The 18,114-nt window shown below is 48.5% G+C and carries 15 protein-coding genes, 1 CRISPR repeat array and 1 riboswitch; of the genes, 6 read left to right on the plus strand and 9 right to left on the minus strand.

The window, feature by feature from the left end:
• Nucleotides 1–82 precede the first annotated feature (82 nt).
• The 5 genes from apaH to purM all read right to left on the minus strand — a co-directional run bounded on the left by apaH (nt 83) and on the right by purM (nt 4,685).
• Nucleotides 83–904, minus strand: coding sequence for a bis(5'-nucleosyl)-tetraphosphatase (symmetrical) ApaH (apaH, locus tag B8880_RS06585; protein WP_084256824.1), 822 nt, complete (start codon nt 902–904; stop codon nt 83–85).
• A gap of 9 nt (nt 905–913) precedes the next feature.
• Nucleotides 914–1,759: a 16S rRNA (adenine(1518)-N(6)/adenine(1519)-N(6))-dimethyltransferase RsmA gene (gene rsmA / locus B8880_RS06590; RefSeq protein WP_084256825.1), complete on the minus strand. Its 846-nt coding sequence runs from the start codon at nt 1,757–1,759 to the stop codon at nt 914–916.
• Nucleotides 1,760–1,858: 99 nt separating this feature from the next.
• Entirely contained in the window at nt 1,859–2,803 is a 945-nt protein-coding gene (locus B8880_RS06595; RefSeq protein WP_115306453.1) for a peptidylprolyl isomerase, read from the minus strand.
• 173 nt (nt 2,804–2,976) lie between these two features.
• Complete coding sequence (gene purN, locus B8880_RS06600) at nt 2,977–3,618, minus strand: phosphoribosylglycinamide formyltransferase (protein ID WP_084256941.1); 642 nt, start codon at nt 3,616–3,618, stop codon at nt 2,977–2,979.
• 23 nt (nt 3,619–3,641) lie between these two features.
• Nucleotides 3,642–4,685: a phosphoribosylformylglycinamidine cyclo-ligase gene (purM, locus tag B8880_RS06605; RefSeq protein WP_084256827.1), complete on the minus strand. Its 1,044-nt coding sequence runs from the start codon at nt 4,683–4,685 to the stop codon at nt 3,642–3,644.
• Nucleotides 4,686–4,911: 226 nt separating this feature from the next.
• On the opposite strand from purM, the gene upp reads away from it, so the two are divergent.
• The 3 genes from upp to hda all read left to right on the plus strand — a co-directional run bounded on the left by upp (nt 4,912) and on the right by hda (nt 7,636).
• Nucleotides 4,912–5,538 (plus strand): uracil phosphoribosyltransferase, encoded by a 627-nt coding sequence (upp, locus tag B8880_RS06610; protein ID WP_084256828.1) that lies wholly within the window; start codon nt 4,912–4,914, stop codon nt 5,536–5,538.
• A gap of 66 nt (nt 5,539–5,604) precedes the next feature.
• Nucleotides 5,605–6,864 carry a uracil-xanthine permease family protein gene (locus tag B8880_RS06615; protein WP_084256829.1) on the plus strand — a complete coding sequence of 420 codons (1,260 nt, stop codon included), beginning with the start codon at nt 5,605–5,607 and terminating at the stop codon, nt 6,862–6,864.
• Between the two features lie 70 nt (nt 6,865–6,934).
• The gene (hda, locus tag B8880_RS06620; protein WP_084256830.1) at nt 6,935–7,636 is read left to right on the plus strand and encodes a DnaA inactivator Hda; all 702 of its coding nucleotides are present in this window, start codon (nt 6,935–6,937) and stop codon (nt 7,634–7,636) included.
• On the opposite strand, the gene arsC is transcribed toward hda, so the two are convergent.
• Nucleotides 7,631–7,981 (minus strand): arsenate reductase (glutaredoxin), encoded by a 351-nt coding sequence (gene arsC, locus B8880_RS06625; RefSeq protein ID WP_084256831.1) that lies wholly within the window; start codon nt 7,979–7,981, stop codon nt 7,631–7,633. The two genes, hda and arsC, sit on opposite strands and share 6 nt — an antisense overlap.
• A gap of 126 nt (nt 7,982–8,107) precedes the next feature.
• Between arsC and B8880_RS06630 the strand changes: the two genes are divergently transcribed.
• Nucleotides 8,108–9,175 (plus strand): AI-2E family transporter, encoded by a 1,068-nt coding sequence (locus B8880_RS06630; RefSeq protein WP_084256832.1) that lies wholly within the window; start codon nt 8,108–8,110, stop codon nt 9,173–9,175.
• Between the two features lie 210 nt (nt 9,176–9,385).
• Nucleotides 9,386–9,489: riboswitch (TPP riboswitch) on the plus strand.
• 153 nt (nt 9,490–9,642) lie between these two features.
• A complete protein-coding gene (thiC, locus tag B8880_RS06635; RefSeq protein WP_084256833.1) occupies nt 9,643–11,562 on the plus strand; it encodes a phosphomethylpyrimidine synthase ThiC in 1,920 nt (639 codons plus the stop codon).
• Between the two features lie 36 nt (nt 11,563–11,598).
• Here the strand turns inward: thiC and bcp are convergent, their stop codons facing one another.
• A complete protein-coding gene (gene bcp / locus B8880_RS06640) occupies nt 11,599–12,066 on the minus strand; it encodes a thioredoxin-dependent thiol peroxidase (protein ID WP_084256834.1) in 468 nt (155 codons plus the stop codon).
• Between the two features lie 207 nt (nt 12,067–12,273).
• On the opposite strand from bcp, the gene dapA reads away from it, so the two are divergent.
• The gene (gene dapA, locus B8880_RS06645) at nt 12,274–13,173 is read left to right on the plus strand and encodes a 4-hydroxy-tetrahydrodipicolinate synthase (RefSeq protein WP_084256835.1); all 900 of its coding nucleotides are present in this window, start codon (nt 12,274–12,276) and stop codon (nt 13,171–13,173) included.
• 126 nt (nt 13,174–13,299) lie between these two features.
• A CRISPR array of direct repeats spans nt 13,300–14,773; the repeat unit is 28 nt; unit sequence TTTCTAAACCATCTGCGTGATGACTAAC.
• A 445-nt stretch (nt 14,774–15,218) separates the two neighbouring features.
• Here the strand turns inward: dapA and cas1f are convergent.
• Entirely contained in the window at nt 15,219–16,190 is a 972-nt protein-coding gene (cas1f, locus tag B8880_RS06650) for a type I-F CRISPR-associated endonuclease Cas1f (RefSeq protein WP_084256836.1), read from the minus strand.
• A gap of 75 nt (nt 16,191–16,265) precedes the next feature.
• Nucleotides 16,266–17,927, minus strand: a complete 1,662-nt coding sequence (locus B8880_RS06655) for a putative transporter (protein ID WP_084256837.1) — start codon at nt 17,925–17,927, stop codon at nt 16,266–16,268.
• Nucleotides 17,928–18,114: the final 187 nt, after the last annotated feature.

An 18,114-nucleotide genomic window follows, 5' to 3' on the forward strand; every position in this document is an offset into this window, starting at 1 on the left:
CTGTATTCACTGATACATAAGCACGATTAAGGATAAGGGAAAATAACAAAAAAGCAACCTGCTTTGGCTTCAGATTGATAAATTAGGTGTAAGATTTAACCGCTCTTTGATAGAAAAACTGTTGATCTTCCCAGCGTAACATCGTCATATAGTTGCCCCACACGCAGCCGGAATCCAACGCATAAATCCCTTTCGGCATCGGCTCGCCGACTAAACTTGCCCAATGACCGAACAAAATCGGCTGCTGCTGATAAGTGGCGTTATCCAGTTCATACCACGGAAACAAATCTGCCGGTGCTTCGGCTAACGTGGTTTTGCAGGCGAAATCCAAGCGGTGATCGGCGTAGCAGAAACGCATGCGGGTAAACACGTTGATAATATAACGCAGCCGTTCAATGCCTTTGAGCTGTTTGCTCCAGCGATCCGGTTGTTCTCCGTACATCTCTTTGATCAAAGTGCGGTAGTCGCCGTGTTGTAGCACGGCTTCCACTTCCGCCGCCGATTTTTTGGCGCGGCGCAAGGTCCAATCGGGGCTGATTCCGGCGTGGCACATAATAAAACCGTGCTTCGGGTGCTGGCGCAATAACGGCTGATGGCGCAGCCAATCGATCAACTCGGCAAAATCATCGGCGGCAAAAATCGCATCGACCCGATCTTTTTTCTTGACCGATTTCAGCCCAAGTGCGGTAGCGATCAGGTGTAGATCGTGGTTGCCCAGTACGGTTTTTGCACTCTCACCCAATCCTTTGATAAAACGCAGGCATTCCAACGACTTATCGCCGCGCGCTACCAAATCACCGACCAGCCACAACTCATCTTGCTGTGGTTCAAACCGCACTTTGTCCAACAGCAGTTGCAGTTCGTCAAAACAGCCCTGCAAATCACCGACAATATAGGTTGCCATTTACCGTTCCTATTCTTCGTCCGCTGAAATTTGCGCACGCTCGACTTGTGGCGGATTGTCATGCAACCAGTTTGCCAAACGGGCATAATCGGCGATTGACAAGTTTTCCGCACGCGCATTTTGATCAACCCCAAGTGCGCTCAACTGCTCTGCGCTAAACAAGGTCGAAAGCGCATTGCGCAAAGTTTTGCGCCGTTGGTTAAAGGCTTGGCTGCACACCCGATTGAGCCAATACAGATCTTTTACCGGATGCGGCAAAGTGCGGTGCGGAATCAAACGCACCACCGCCGAGTCGACTTTCGGCGCCGGTTTAAACGCGCTCGGCGGCACTTCCAACACCGGCATGACTTGACAGAAATATTGCGCCATGATGGTCAAACGTCCGTAGGCCTTGCTGTTCGGACCGGCACAAAGGCGTTTCACCACCTCTTTTTGCAGCATAAAATGCATATCTTGAATGCTGTCGTAGTAGTTGAACAGATGAAACATCAACGGCGTGGAAATATTGTACGGCAAATTACCGAACACCCGCACTTTCTGTCCGGCTTGTTCAAACAGTTGGCGGAAATCCACCTGCATCGCATCTTGTTCGATCACAGTCAGTTTTTGGTGTAAAAACGGGTGATGGCGCAAGCGTTCGGCAAGATCACGGTCTAATTCAATCACGGTTAAGCGATCCAACTGCTCCGCCACCGGCTCGGTCAATGCGCCCAAGCCCGGCCCGATCTCGACCAGATACTGATCTTTTTGCGGGTGAATCGCCGCCACGATCCCTTGAATAACGTGCTGATCGTGTAAAAAATTCTGCCCGAAACGCTTACGGGCGGTGTGTCCTAAATGTTTTTTCGAGTTCATTCGTTTGTCTATATCTTGATTAATGGCTGATTTTCCCACTCAGTATAAAACAAAATCCCGACTAATGCGGGATTTTGTTTGTATTCACGTTGGCAAATATCAATCTAAAATTTTAATCGTGGCGCGTTTGCGTAAACCGCTGACCCAGTTTTTAGCTTCTTCTTGCGCCTGCTTGTTGACAATTTGTTCGTAGGCTTTTTGGCGGTAGAAGTCCTCGGTTCTATCCCCTTTACGGCTCTCGGTCACTTCCAAAATATGCCAGCCGTATTCGGTTTTAAACGGTTGTGAAATCACCCCCGGTTTGCTGCTGCGCACCACTTTGGCGAATTCCGGCACATAACTGTCAGGGAAAGCAAAGCCTAAATCGCCGCCTTTATCGCCGGAAAGATAGTCTTTCGAATTGGCTTTGGCTGCGGCTTCAAACGTGGTTTTCTTCGCGAGAATCTCAGCGCGGATTCGGCTTAATTCGGCTTTGGCTTTAGCATCGGTCAAAATCGGATTGGTTTTCAACAGAATGTGGCGCACGCGATACTCCGGTGCGGTGTGTTTTTGCACTTTACCGCTCTTTTCGGCTTTTTTCTGTAAATCGTTGCCCAGCGCTTCCACTTGTTCACGGGTCACTTCGATACTTTTGCCGATATTTTGTTGGCGCACTTCGTTCATCAACAATTGGTGGGCAATCTGATTGCGGTATTGGTGATAATTCACCCCTTGATAGTCCAGCACGTCAAGCAATTGCCCCCAAGTCAAGCCGTTGCTGTCAGCGATGCTTTGAAACACTTGATCCACCTGTGCGCTGCTGATCCGCACGCCGGACTCCTGAATTGCCTGCTGTACCAGAATATCGTCAATGATTCCGTCTAAGGCTTTTTGGCGGTTGGCGGCATTGTCGGCTTTTTTGCCCAACTCTTTTTTGACCTGACTGGCCAAAATCGGGTAGCCGTTGACCGTGGCGACCACTTTTTCCGCCGCAACGCCCTGCAACGGCATAAACAGCGCCAACAGCATGGCTGACAACAAAGGCAGGCTATATATAAATTTCATATTGATACTGGTCAGTTTCATTGATACTTCCGTTTCTGCTAATTAAAACCAAGGATATATTGCTTAGAGCCTGTTTTTGCAAAAAAATTCAAACTGATGTGAATAATCCCTTGCAATCGCTCAATTCTTCGACAAGATTTTGCTGATTTTCAAACAGCAATTGTCATACAACACTATTCATCGGCGGCATAACCGTTGGGTGGAAGCGCTTCTCCATCGAGCCACGCTTTGCCGTCAAGCAACTGCAAGCGCCCTTGTGCAAACCAAGAAACCACCAACGGGTAAATTTGCAGTTCCTGTGCCTTGACCCGTTCGACCACGTCTTCAACCTGATCATCACTAAAAATCGGCACTTTGGCTTGCAGCACAATCGCGCCTGCATCAACTTCTTCGTTGACAAAATGCACCGTAGTGCCGTGTTGTTGATCACCGGCTTCCATTGCCCGTCGGTAGGTGTCCAAGCCCGGATATTTCGGCAACAATGACGGGTGGATATTCAAGATTCGATCACTGAAACGTTGGATAAAGGCGGCGGTCAAAATTTTCATATAGCCTGCCAACACGATCAAATCCACTTTGCACTGCTGTAAATAGTCGGCAATCGCCAAATCCATCGTTTGGTTATCCGCATAGGCGTTGCGCAGAAAAGTGCGGTTTTCAATGCCTGCCTGCTGCGCCCGCTGCAAGCCGTAAGCATCGGCTTTGTTGCTGACCACGGTAACAATTTCTCCGTTGATTTTGCCGCTGTCACAGGCATCAATCAACGCCTGCAAATTGCCGCCTTCGCCGGAAATCAAGACCGCCATTCTGATCATGCCGCTTTTCATACCGTTTTGCCTCACGCCGGCATCACCACTTGCGCCGCTTCATCACTGCCCAACGCTTCAATGCGGCCGATTAACCACGCCTTTTCACCGGCTTGCTGCAACAGAGCAAGTGCGGTTTCCACATCTTTTTGCGGCAACGCAATCACCATGCCGACACCGCAGTTAAAAGTGCGGTACATTTCGTGGCGCTCGATATTGCCTTGTTGTTGCAGCCAGCCGAACACGCTCGGCCACTGCCAGCTGTTCTCATCGATCACTGCCTTGACATGGGCTGGCAGAACGCGCGGAATATTTTCCCAGAAACCGCCGCCGGTCAAATGCGAAATCGCATGCACATCAACGTGTTTAATCAGTTGCAGCACCGATTTGACATAAATTTTAGTCGGTGCTAGCAGATGTTCCGCCAATGGTTTGCCGTCGAGCAAATCGTTGGCGGTGTCAGCCCCGCTGACTTCCAGCACTTTACGAATCAAAGAATAGCCGTTGGAGTGCGGTCCGCTCGAACCCAACGCAATCAAGGCATCACCGACTTTGACCTTGCTGGCATCAATGATTTCGCTCTTTTCCACCACGCCGACGCAGAAGCCGGCCAAGTCGTAGTCGCCCTGATGATACATACCCGGCATTTCCGCCGTTTCGCCGCCGACCAAAGCGCAGCCTGACTGTTCGCAACCGTCGGCAATGCCTTTAATCACATCGGCAGCGACATCGACTTCCAATTTGCCGGTGGCATAGTAATCAAGGAAAAACAGCGGTTCCGCCCCCTGCACCACCAAATCATTGACGCACATCGCGACCAAATCCACACCGATGGTATCGTGCTTATTCAAATCAATCGCCAGTCGCAATTTTGTGCCGACCCCGTCCGTCCCCGAAACCAGCACCGGTTCTTTATATTTGCTCGGAATAGAACAGAGCGCACCAAAACCACCAAGTCCGCCCATCACTTCCGGACGGCGGGTCCGTTTGACATCTTCTTTAATTCTGTCAACCAAGTCATTGCCCGCATTAATATCAACACCGGCATCTTTATAACTTAATGATTTCTTTTCCACGATACATTCCTATTCATTCATGTTCAATTTGTTGGCAAAAGGCATTTGCTGCGGTTTGTAAACGGCGATAATTGTAACATGCTTGCGCAATTATTGGCGACAGCTAATTTTGAGTTCGCTCTGCTTTCAATTTTTTACAACGCCGATCCACTTATGCGCATAAAAAACTGTTAATTCGATGATCTATCCATTAAAATTTACGGGATCTAAACTCAAGGAGCCCAAAATGAAACTTGTCCAAGTCAAACACCCGCTTATCAAACACAAACTCGGCCTGATGCGCGCCGCCGAAATCAATACCAAAAACTTTCGCGAACTGGCAACCGAAGTCGGCAGCCTGCTGACTTATGAAGCCACCGCTGATTTGGAGACCGAAAAAGTGATTATCGACGGTTGGAATGGACCGGTGGAAGTGGAGCGGATTAAAGGCAAAAAAGTGACGGTCGTGCCGATTCTGCGTGCCGGTTTAGGCATGATGGACGGCGTACTGGAACACATTCCGAGCGCCAGAATCAGCGTGGTCGGTATGTACCGCAATGAAGAAACGTTGGAGCCCGTACCTTATTTTCAAAAACTGGCGGGAGATTTGGAAGAGCGTCTGGCGATTGTGGTTGACCCGATGTTGGCAACCGGCGGATCGATGGTGGCAACGATCGATCTGTTAAAACAAAAAGGCTGCCGCCAAATTAAAGTCTTGGTGCTGGTCGCCGCACCGGAAGGGATTGCGGTGTTGGAAAAAGCACACCCTGACGTGGAACTTTATACCGCCTCGATTGACGATCACTTAAATGAACAAGGCTATATCATTCCGGGCTTGGGCGATGCCGGCGATAAAATTTTCGGTACCAAATAACCGTTCGGCATAATGCGATAAGCCGATACCGCACTTTTAACCATGGGTTTAAACGAGTAATTTATTATGCAAAATTCCACTCTTCACAGTGATGATCTGCCGATACAAAGCCTGCCGAAACAGGCGTTTGTCGGGCTGCAAATGTTGTTTGTCGCCTTCGGCGCATTGGTTTTGGTGCCGTTAATCGTCGGCTTGGACAGCAACACCGCACTTTTAACCGCCGGCGTCGGCACCCTGCTTTTCCAACTCTGCACCAAACGTCAAGTCCCGATTTTCCTCGCCTCTTCCTTCGCTTTCATCGCCCCGATGCAATACGGTATCGCCACTTGGGGATTAGCCGTGACCATGGGCGGTTTAATGTTCGCCGGTTTGGTGTACATCGCTTTAAGCGGCTTGGTGAAACTGAAAGGCGCAGGCATCTTACAACGGGTCTTTCCACCGGTGGTGGTCGGGCCGATTATCATCATTATCGGTATGGGGCTGGCGCCGCTGGCGGTGAATATGGCAATCGGCAAAGGCGGTGACGCACAAATTTATCCGTATGAACAGGCAATTCTGGTTTCCATGGTGACCTTAATCACCACGCTGGTGGTCGCCGTCTTTGCCAAAGGCTTGATGAAACTGATTCCGATTATGTTCGGCATTGCGGTCGGGTATATTTTGGCGCTCTGCCTGGGCTTGGTCGATTTCAGCGCAATCCATCAAGCCGCATGGTTTAGCGTGCCGACCCTGACCACGCCGGAATTCAAACTGGAAGCGATTTTGTATTTGCTACCGATTGCGATTGCACCGGCGATTGAACACGTCGGCGGCATTATGGCGATCAGCTCGGTCACCGGTAAAGATTTCCTGAAACAACCGGGCTTGCACCGCACTTTGCTCGGCGACGGCATCGCCACCTCCGCCGCTTCTTTCTTGGGTGGCCCGCCGAATACCACCTATGCCGAAGTAACCGGCGCAGTTATGCTGACCCGTAATTTCAACCCGAAAATCATGACTTGGGCGGCGTGCTGGGCGATTGCCATCTCGTTCTGCGGCAAAGTCGGCGCATTTTTATCCACCATTCCGACCGTCGTCATGGGCGGCATCATGATGTTGGTATTCGGCTCGATCGCCGTGGTCGGCATGAGCACCCTGATTAAAGCACAAGTCAACGTGTCCGAACCGCGAAATTTGTGTATTATTTCCGTCGTCTTGACTTTCGGCATCGGCGGCATGATGTTGAATGTCGGCGAAGTGTCTTTAAAAGGCATCAGTTTATGTGCTATCGTGGCGGTGATTATGAATTTGGTTTTACCGAAAACCAAAGAAGACGGTATGCATTGATTGTAATAAACCGATTAAACAAACACAGGCGGCGTCGGCTTGCCGCCGATTGCAAATAGCGGATAACGTTTTGACAGCACCGATCCAACTGACTTTACCTATTCAGCAAGCAGACGATTTGACCCTGCAAAATTTCTGTGGGGAAAACAACCCCGTGCTGCTGGATTCGCTGTTTCAGGCGCTGCAACAACGGCAGCAACAATTTTTCTATCTGTACGGAGAACACGGCAGCGGCAAAAGCCATTTGCTGAAAGCCTGTTGCCACTTGCTGTTTGATCGCGGCGGACGCGCCAGCTTTATCCCGTTAAAACAAGCCGCACAGTTTTCGCCCGACGTATTGGATAATTTGGAAACGCAGGATCTGGTCTGCATTGACGATCTGCAAACCATCGCCGGACAAGCCAAATGGGAAACCGCACTTTTTGATCTGTACAATCGGATTAAAGAACAGGGCAAAACGATTTTGATGTTGAGTGCCGCCGAATCGCCGCGCCACCTGCCGTTGGAGCTGAACGATCTGCGCTCGCGTTTAAGTTGGGGCGAAATTCATAAGCTGCAACCGTTGGACGAACGGCAAAAATTGAAAACGCTGCAACAGCGTGCCTATCAGCGCGGCTTGGAACTGCCGGACGAAGTGGGATTGTTTCTGTTAAAACGGCTTGAACGCGACAGCAAAAGTCTGTTCGACACGCTGCAACAACTCGATCAAGCCTCGCTACAAGCGCAACGCAAGCTCACGATTCCGTTCGTGAAGCACTGCCTGCAACTATAAAATCGCCAACACAGCCTCCGGCGGCCGTCCGATTTTGGCTTTATCGCCGTTGACCACAATCGGGCGCTCCAACAAGGCGGAATGTTCCACAATCGCCTGCAACAACTGCGCCTGACTCAACGCCGGATCGTCCAGTCCCAAAGTGCGGTACAGTTCGTCTTTCACCCGCATCATAGCCCGCACATCGGCAATGCCCAACTTCTCGGCAAGCTGCTGCAATTCGGCAACCGAATACCGTTTGTTCAGATAGGTTTCGATTTCCGGCTGGATTCCGCGACTTTCCAACAAATTAAGGGTTTCACGGCTTTTTGAACATCTCGGATTGTGTAAAATTTTTATACTCATGCGCTGCTCCTTTTTATTTTGTGAAATTCAAAATAGTTTTAATCTTTCATAAAGTCAATAACTTGTTATAATCGCTCTAGCCGATTCATTAACAACGATACATAAACGCCATAGGGAAAAAACGTTATGTGGGAAATGTTTCAAAACTGGTACCGACGCCGCTTCAGCGATCCGCAAGCGCTCGGGCTGTTCGCCATTCTACTGTTCATTTTTATCGCCATTTATTTTTTCAGTGATATTATCGCGCCTTTGTTGATCGCACTCGTCATCGCCTATCTGCTGGAAGCGCCGATCACCTTTTTATCCAAAACCCTGAAATTGCCGCGTTCGGTGTCGGTCAGTATCTCGCTATTCTTGTTTGTTGCGCTGATCATTTTTATCATGGTGGTGTTTATCCCGCGTTTATGGACGCAAACCATTTCCTTAACCCAAGATCTGCCCGGCATGATCAATCAGTTGCACGACTGGCTGCTGACCCTGCCGGAGCACTATCCGGGCTTGATTGACTACCAAATGCTGGATTCCTTATTCAGCAACACCCGCGCCAAATTGCTGGCGTTCGGCGAATCGGCATTGCGCTACTCGCTTTCGTCGCTGCTGAGCTTGGTGACTATCGGCATTTACGCTTTTCTCGTGCCGTTAATGGTGTTTTTTCTGGTTAAAGATAAACAGGAATTGATTCAAGGCGTTATGCGTTTTATGCCGCGCAACCGCACTTTGGCATCGCAAGTCTGGCGCGAAATGCAAACCCAGATTTCCAACTATATTCGCGGCAAGTTTTTAGAAATCATCGTGGTCGGCGCTTTCACTTATGCCCTGCTGCTGTTTTTCGGTTTACGCTATCCGTTGCTGTTGGCGTTCGGCGTCGGCTTATCAGTGTTAGTACCCTATGTCGGCGCGGTTTTGATCACCATTCCGATTGCACTGGTGGCGCTGGTGCAATTCGGCGTTACCCCGACATTCTGGTATTTGATATTGGGCTATGTCATCATTCAAATTTTGGACGGCAATCTGCTAGTGCCGATTCTCTTTTCCGAGGCTGTCAATCTGCACCCGCTGACAATTATTTTGTCGGTGTTGATCTTCGGCGGTTTATGGGGCTTCTGGGGTGTATTTTTCGCCATTCCGCTGGCAACGTTGGTCAAAGCGGTGGTCAACGCTTGGCCGTCCAACGAAGAAACCGAATCGGCTTAAATCCGGCAACCGCAAACAACGTGTTGTCCAAACACTTGGTTATCTTTAATCATAAAAATCCGCACCTCAATCGTTTGGTTTTGTAATCTAACTTTTGGGGTGCGGATCAGAAACCGCACTTTGCCGTTTTTTCATTCTCCTCAAAACTTTACCCAAATCACATTTTCCGCTTTTACCGCTTGTCGTCGCCGACTATCTTGCTTATACTCGCCTCTCTTGTCGGAGTGCCAATCATGATTGGCTGAGACCGTAAATCGGGATCCGTGGAACCTGCTCGGGTTAAGACCTGCGAAGGGAACAAGTCAATCATCACCTTATTTTGCAAACCGATGATTTTCTCTGATCGCTAAACCGCACTTTGTTGCCGTTTCACACGCGACAATTGCCGTTTACCGACTTCCACCCTTTTTCTTCACTCTGGACAAGCATTTCTTGGTTATTTTTACCGACTATAAAAGGAATTTGCCATGTCTGATACCACTATTTATACCGAAACAAACAGCCGCCGCCAAAAACGGACTGCGGCGCAGCAATTTATCAACACGCTGAAAGGAGCGCACTACCCCAGCTCAAAACGCATTTATCTGCAAGGCTCACGCGCCGATATACAAGTGCCGATGCGTGAAATCCAGCTCAGCCCGACCTTGATCGGCGGCGATAAAAACAATCCGCAATACGAACCGAACGACGCGATTCCGGTGTACGACACCTCCGGCGTGTACGGCGATGAAACGCAAACGATCAATATCGCACAGGGAATCAAGGCATTGCGTGAGCAATGGATTGCGGAACGGCAAGACACCGAAGTGCTAAGTGCGGTCAGTTCCAACTACACTCAAGCCCGTTTACAGGACAAGGCGCTGGACGAATTGCGCTTCCAACTGCAACGTCCTGCCCGTCGGGCGCAGGCAGGCAAAACCGTGACCCAGCTGCATTATGCCCGTCAAGGCATCATCACGCCTGAAATGGAATTTATCGCCATTCGCGAAAATATGGGGCGCGCACGGGTTCAAAGTGCGGTATTGTTGCAGCAACATTCGGGACAAGCCTTCGGCGCCGACCTGCCCGCCGTTATCACACCGGAATTTGTGCGGCAGGAAGTGGCGGCGGGACGGGCGATTATTCCGTGCAATATCAATCACCCCGAATCCGAACCGATGATTATCGGGCGCAATTTTTTGGTGAAAGTGAATGCCAATATCGGCAATTCGGCGGTCACGTCTTCGATTGAAGAAGAGGTCGAAAAGCTGGTGTGGGCGACCCGTTGGGGCGCGGATACGGTGATGGATCTCTCGACCGGCCGCAATATCCACGAAACCCGCGAATGGATTCTGCGCAACAGTCCGGTGCCGATCGGTACGGTGCCGCTCTATCAAGCGTTGGAAAAAGTGAAAGGCATTGCCGAAAATCTAAGCTGGGAAGTGTTTAAAGACACGCTGATCGAACAGGCGGAACAAGGCGTGGATTACTTCACCATTCACGCCGGCACGCTGTTGCGCTATGTGCCGATGACCGCCAAACGCCTGACCGGCATTGTGTCGCGCGGCGGATCGATTATGGCGAAGTGGTGCTTGTCACACCACCAAGAGAATTTTTTATATCGCCATTTTCGTGATATTTGTGAAATTTGCGCCGCCTATGATGTGGCGCTTTCGCTCGGCGACGGGCTGCGTCCCGGCTCTATTCAAGACGCCAACGACGAAGCGCAGTTTGCCGAACTCTATACCTTGGGCGAACTGACCAAAATCGCTTGGCAATATGATGTGCAGGTGATGATCGAAGGGCCTGGGCATATTCCGATGCAGATGATCCGGCGCAATATGACCGAAGAGCTGGAACACTGCCACCAAGCACCGTTTTATACGCTCGGACCGCTCACCACCGATATTGCTCCAGGCTACGACCATTTCACCTCCGGCATCGGCGCCGCTCTGATCGGCTGGTTCGGCTGTGCCATGTTGTGCTACGTCACGCCGAAAGAGCATTTGGGCTTGCCGGACAAAGACGATGTCAAACAAGGGTTGATCACCTATAAAATCGCCGCCCACGCCGCCGATCTCGCCAAAGGCCATCCGGCAGCGCAAATTCGGGATAATGCGATGTCGAAAGCCCGTTTTGAATTCCGCTGGCAGGATCAATTCAACCTATCGCTCGATCCGGAAACCGCGCAAGCCTACCATGACGAAACCTTGCCGCAAGAATCCGGCAAAGTCGCCCATTTCTGCTCGATGTGCGGGCCGAAATTCTGTTCCATGAAAATTTCGCAGGAAGTCCGCGATTACGCTGCTAACCTGTCAAGTGAACAGCAAGCGGGCCTAGCCGAAATGTCACAGCAGTTTAAACAAAAAGGCGGAGAAATTTACCATTTACCGACTGATCTGAAATAGCGCTTTCGCTAACGGCGGCAGGCTGCTCGCTTGCCGCTATTTTTGCAGATAATCCAACACCAGCTGCGCATGATCTTTGGTTTTGAATTTATCAAACACCTGTTCAATCACGCCGTTTTCATCAATTAAAAAACTGATCCGGTGAATGCCGTCATACACCCGCCCCATAAATTTTTTCTCGCCCCACACGCCGAATTGCTCGGCAACTTGATGATCCGGATCGGACAGCAGGGTGAAATTCAACCCTTTTTTCTCGATAAAATTTTGCAGTTTCGCCGGCAAATCCGGACTGATCCCCAAAATCACCACGCCCGATTGTGCCAACTGCGCCTTGCTGTCGCGCAGATCGCAGGCTTGGGTGGTGCAGCCCGGCGTTAAGGCTTTCGGGTAGAAATAGACCAAGACTTTTTGTCCTTGAAAATCAGACAGTTTGACCGCCTGTCCGTCATGGTTCAACAGGCTGAATTGCGGCGCCGTTGTACCGCACTTTAAAATCGATAACATGATATTTCCTCATTTAATGCATTTTATATAGAGTGCAAACTTATCACTAAACCACACTTTTTTCACTTTTTTTGATTTATGTGCAAGAAAATAAAAAAAGCACTTGCAAACTACAACCATTTTGGCAAGCTAAGTTAATGCTTCATCAATATCGAACCCGTTCATTTTCATCAATAAAACCAACAAAAAACCTACAGGAGAAGTTTTATGTCGGCCAATAACCCTCTATTTTCAGGCAGTATTGTTGCCTTAATCACGCCAATGGACAATTCCGGCGAAGTCAATTACAGCGAGCTGGAAGCCTTGGTCAATTTCCATATTGAAGCCGGAACCGATGCGATTGTTTCCGTCGGCACCACCGGCGAATCGGCGACGCTCAGCATTGATGAAAATGTAAAGGTTATTCTGAAGACCGTCGAATACGCCGCAGGCCGCATTCCGATTATTGCCGGCACCGGCGCCAACGCCACCAGCGAAGCGATTACCATGACCAAACTGCTGCACGGCAGCGGCGTCGCCGGTTGTCTGTCGGTCGTGCCTTACTACAACAAACCGACCCAAGAAGGGATGTATCAACATTTTAAAGCCATTGCCGAAAGCACCGACCTGCCGCAAATCCTGTATAACGTACCGGGACGCACCGGCAGCGATCTGAAGCCGGAAACCGTGGCCCGCTTGGCGAAAATTCCGAATATCGTCGGCATTAAAGAAGCGACCGGCGATGTCAGCCGTGTCGGCCAAATCAAAGAATTGGCAGGCAAAGACTTTATCGTGTTAAGTGGTGACGATGCAACCGGACTGGACGCGATTAAAGCCGGTGGCGAAGGCGTGATTTCCGTCACCAACAATGTTGCCGCCGCCGATATGGCGAAAATGTGTCGCTTCGCCCTTAACGGCGATTTTGCCCAAGCCGATGAAATCAACAACCGCTTAATGCCATTGCACAAAGACTTATTTGTCGAATCCAACCCGATTCCGGTAAAATGGGCGTGCCACAAAATCGGCTTAATCAGCGATCCTTTCCTACGCCTGCCGTTGACGGTCTTGAGCGAACAAGCCCAACCGATCATCACCGCCGCCTTAAAAGCATCGGGGTTATTGAAATAACCGGTTTAAACACTCAATCATCATCTAAAATCAAACGTGTGGTTATCCATTTTAAACCGCACTTTGATTTTTTATGATGACATCGACCGATGACTGACAAACAATAATCACCACCCCTTTATAATATTCCTAAACCATCTGTGTAATAGCTAACGAACATTATCGCTTTCAAAATTTGGGGCAAGTTTTCTAAACCATCTGTGTGATAGCTAACGTAAGGCATTTTCTGCTTCAAGCTCTGCAAGACTTTCTAAACCATCTGTGTGATAGCTAACAATAAATTACTTAATTCCACTATCGTCTTTCATTTCTAAACCATCTGCGTGATGACTAACGTTAATAACAGTCGTACGCATTCAGGCGATCATTTCTAAATCATCTGCGTGATGACTAACTAAACCCCGACGTGACAAAACTTCGGGTCGGTTTTCTAAACCATCTGCGTGATGACTAACCTGCAAGGCTTTCCCGAATCACCACTGCGTCATTTCTAAACCATCTGCGTGATGACTAACGCGGATATTGATAAAAATCGGGTGCCTTAAACGTTTCTAAACCATCTGCGTGATGACTAACTTGAGCAGAAATTAAAATCAAGATACTTACAATTTCTAAACCATCTGCGTGATGACTAACGACCTTTTAGAGCGTGGATTGATTAAACCGTTGTTTCTAAACCATCTGCGTGATGACTAACAAGAGCCCCTATCCCACGACTTACAGTTTCATTTTCTAAACCATCTGCGTGATGACTAACAATGTTTTTCTATCCATTTCGGATTGTGTTTCTTTCTAAACCATCTGCGTGATGACTAACTGTAATAGCCCATCAGACGGGCTAAAAATGCCTTTCTAAACCATCTGCGTGATGACTAACGATGACAAGGGGAATTACTTCAATCTCAGGACTTTCTAAACCATCTGCGTGATGACTAACGGTTCAACGCAAGGCACCATTAAAGAGGCTGGATTTCTAAACCATCTGCGTGATGACTAACGTAATTCCAAGGGGGAAACATGGAAAATCAAGATTTCTAAACCATCTGCGTGATGACTAACGGCGCCATTCCCTACACTGACCATATCTGTGACTTTCTAAACCATCTGCGTGATGACTAACACCGCCCAACGGCGTTAATGATAGGTGATGCTTTTCTAAACCATCTGCGTGATGACTAACGCTGTCGCCATCCATACTACCGCCACCACGTTTTTCTAAACCATCTGCGTGATGACTAACTGCTAAATCACAGCAAAGCCCGGTGTCCGGATTTTCTAAACCATCTGCGTGATGACTAACTTTTGAGATCAATCGCTTGATTTTTGATTGTCTTTCTAAACCATCTGCGTGATGACTAACCTTCTCGACCGTCTAATTTGCGGGGCAAGCAATTTCTAAACCATCTGCGTGATGACTAACTTAGCGCGCTTGGCTTCACTTAATTTCCGGTTTTTCTAAACCATCTGCGTGATGACTAACTCCGCCATTTCCTCACGTCCTCGCACGGCTGCTTTCTAAACCATCTGCGTGATGACTAACAGAGAGGTTGTTGTTACCGGATATGTGTTTGATTTCTAAACCATCTGCGTGATGACTAACTAGAACATTATCATAGAAAAAACAAATAAATCAATGGGCTAGAGATAAAATCCGATATTACCCAATTGTTTTTACATAAAACCTAACCAGTTGATAAATAATATATTTTAAAAGAACGTCCAAAAATAGGTTTGTTGAATTCAAAAGATCATGCCAAAGTTTGATGTAAGTGCGGTCAAATTGGCAATCTAACCGCACTTTAACGTCTATATCACCTACAACGTGATCATATCCGAACCCGTTGTGAGTGACCGACACTACCACAGTCGGTATCTACGCTAGGTTAAAACAGATATTAACCTACCACACACCAAAATAAAATACCCAATATCACTTTATTAAATATTCTTATGTATTTATACTATGCGTTTTCATATATACTATCCTTCTACTGATACAGTAGCTTAGAAAAATATCACTTTCTTTTACCCACCACACCGGTGGATTATTCTCCACTGGCGTTATTGCTCAACGCCAGTTGTTTCACTACATCAAACATAAAATCCAATACCTTGTGCTGAGTAAATGCCCGGAGGCATTCTTGGCGGAATTCCTGCTCCGTTGCTTGTTCTTTGGCGCAGATAAACGCCAGTGGCAACACGATGGCATCTTTGATTAGATCGGCAATATCGAAAACCAATGCGCCACGTCGGGTTTTGCCGTGCATCACCGCAAAGCCGTGGGGAATGCCCAGCACCCATGTCGTAGTCGCCGCCAATCCATAAGCAAGGTAATTTCCGTGATTGAGAAAAATATTAGCGCGATCGCCCGCTTCCCGTTCGCGGGTAAATTCGCCATGTTGGGTTGCTTGTGCGGCAAACTTATATAACTTTTTGGTGAAACGGGCTTCCAGTTGCAGCAAATGACTGACTTCATCTTGTAACGCAATTTGTTGCTGCTGTTGCGCTAAAAGTGCGGTGAGTTCAGGATTCGCAGCGTCAAATCCTTCTGCTTTTAATTCGCGATCGTTATCCCAAGCATGGCGTAAAAATTTAACTCTCGCCTGCTGCAAATATTTGGCTGCTTGCAATCGTTTTTGATCATCAAACCACCAACTCAGCCAACCTTGAATATATTCCGTCGGCCGATATTCGCTTTGTGGCGTGAACCATTCAATTTCCGTTCCCATAAAGAGCGGTGTGCCGCCACCGCCACTGAACCCGACCAACACACCGGCTCCGGCTAACATGCGGATTGCTGCCTGTGTGATCGACGTACCTGTGCCTAAAATAATACAAGTGGTATTGGCGATCGGAATATTCCAATACAGATTTTCCTTATCGCTTTCAGTCAAATACAGAATGCGCCCGTCTTTTTGCATCACCCGACAGTGCTCGATGTAATAAATATTGGCACGTTTGCTGTGTAAAATCGTCTTTAAATCGGAAGACGTCAGATGTTGCTGCGTTTGCTGCATAAATCCTCTCCATAATCCGCTCTGCGATAAAAAACAAAAGGACAACATTCTGTTGTCCTTCCTATCAATTGATTGTTATCCCATAAACAGCATTAGCAATACCGCCAACACTTGCGGTGACATGATCCGCATAAACATCACCAGAGGATAGACCGTTGCATAAGAGAGCGCCGCCGCGCCGCTGTCTTCTTTAATGCCGTTAGCAAAGGCAAGCGCCGGCGGATCGGTCATTGAGCCGGCGAGCAAGCCGCTTAATGTCAGATAGTTCATTTTGCCGTACACGCGGGCGACAATGCCGGTGATCATCAACGGCACAAAAGTAATAATCGCACCGAACATCATCCATTCCATACCGTCACCGCTGATAAGCGTATCAATGAAGTTCGCACCGGCCTTGATTCCGACCACCGAGAGGAACAGCACAATGCCGATTTCACGCAGGGCAAGGTTGGCGCTCGGCGGCATAAACCAATAGAGCTTGCCGATACTACCGATACGCGCCAAAATCAAAGCGACGACTAACGGGCCGCCTGCCAACCCCAGTTTTAAGGCTACCGGAAAACCGGGCAATGCAATCGGGATTGATCCGACCAACACCCCTAACAGAATGCCGATAAATACCGGCAGCATTTGCACTTGCTGCAATTTTTGCTGTGCATTGCCGATCACCGCCGTCACCGCTTCAATCGCGTCCAAGCGCCCGACCAGATTCAACACGTCCCCGAATTGCAGGCTGGTATTGCTGGTCGGCACCAGTTCAATCCCGGCACGGTTCAAACGCGAAATCACCACTTCGTATTTTTGTTTGATTTTCAGATCACGGATTTTCTTGCCCAACGCATTTTCATTGGTCACCACCACCCGCACCGAACGCAAATCGGTGCCACGGGTAGAAAGCGACTCCTTCACCACTTCCCCGACCACCAGCTGCACCCGTTGCAAATCCGGCATATCGCCGACCAAATGCATTAAATCCCCCACCTGCACTTCGGTATCCGCATGCGGTACAATCAATTCTGCGCCGCGTTTTAAACGTGAACAAAGTACGTTTTTCGCTTCGAAGCCGGGAATGGCGCGAATTTTCAAACCGCTGATATTCGGATTGGTAATTTTCACATTCAGGCTGCTCAAGCTCTCTTTATCGTGTCCCGATTCTTTTTCAAATTGCTGATGTTCTTCCTCAATCTTGATTTTGAAAAACAGGCGTACCAGCCAAATCGCCAATAAAATCCCGCAAATCCCGAACGGATAAGCGATTGCATAGGCCATACCCATGGTTTCGGTGATATTGGTCATGCCCAATTCCGCCAAAATCTGCTGTCCGGCACCAAGCGACGGCGTGTTGGTCACCGCACCGGAATAGATCCCTAAAATAATCGGTAATTCCACTCCGAAAACAAGGTGTAATGCCACCACCAATAAAGCCCCCAGCAACACAATCAGCATCGCAAACAGATTCAGTTTTAACCCCGATTGGCGCAGAGAAGCAAAAAAGCCCGGGCCGACCTGAATCCCGATGGTATAAACAAACAGAATCAAGCCGAACTCCTGAATAAAATGCAAGGTATGCGATTCGAGGCTCAAGCCGTATTGCTTGATAAAATGCCCGACCAGAATACCGCCGAACAACACACCACCGATGCCGATGCCTATTCCCCGGATTTTTAAATGCCCCAACCACAATCCAATCACGGCAACCAGAGCAAGCAGGCTGACCGTGATAGCTACATCACTCATAACATCTCCTATTATTGAAATTTTAAAAAATAAACTGCGTGTATTATACCTAGGTTAAAATGGCAAAAATTTGTTATAGTGCAAACTTTTGAAACAAAACTGAGATTTTTTATTTAAAAATTTGAGTGTGTTGTTAAACTTTTTAGCTATTTGCGAATCAAATGCTTATCCATTGTTAAATCGGAAT

Origin of the sequence: Pasteurella testudinis DSM 23072 (genome assembly GCF_900176075.1) — a bacterium.
In the GTDB taxonomy this organism is placed as follows: Bacteria; Pseudomonadota; Gammaproteobacteria; order Enterobacterales; family Pasteurellaceae; genus Chelonobacter; species Chelonobacter testudinis.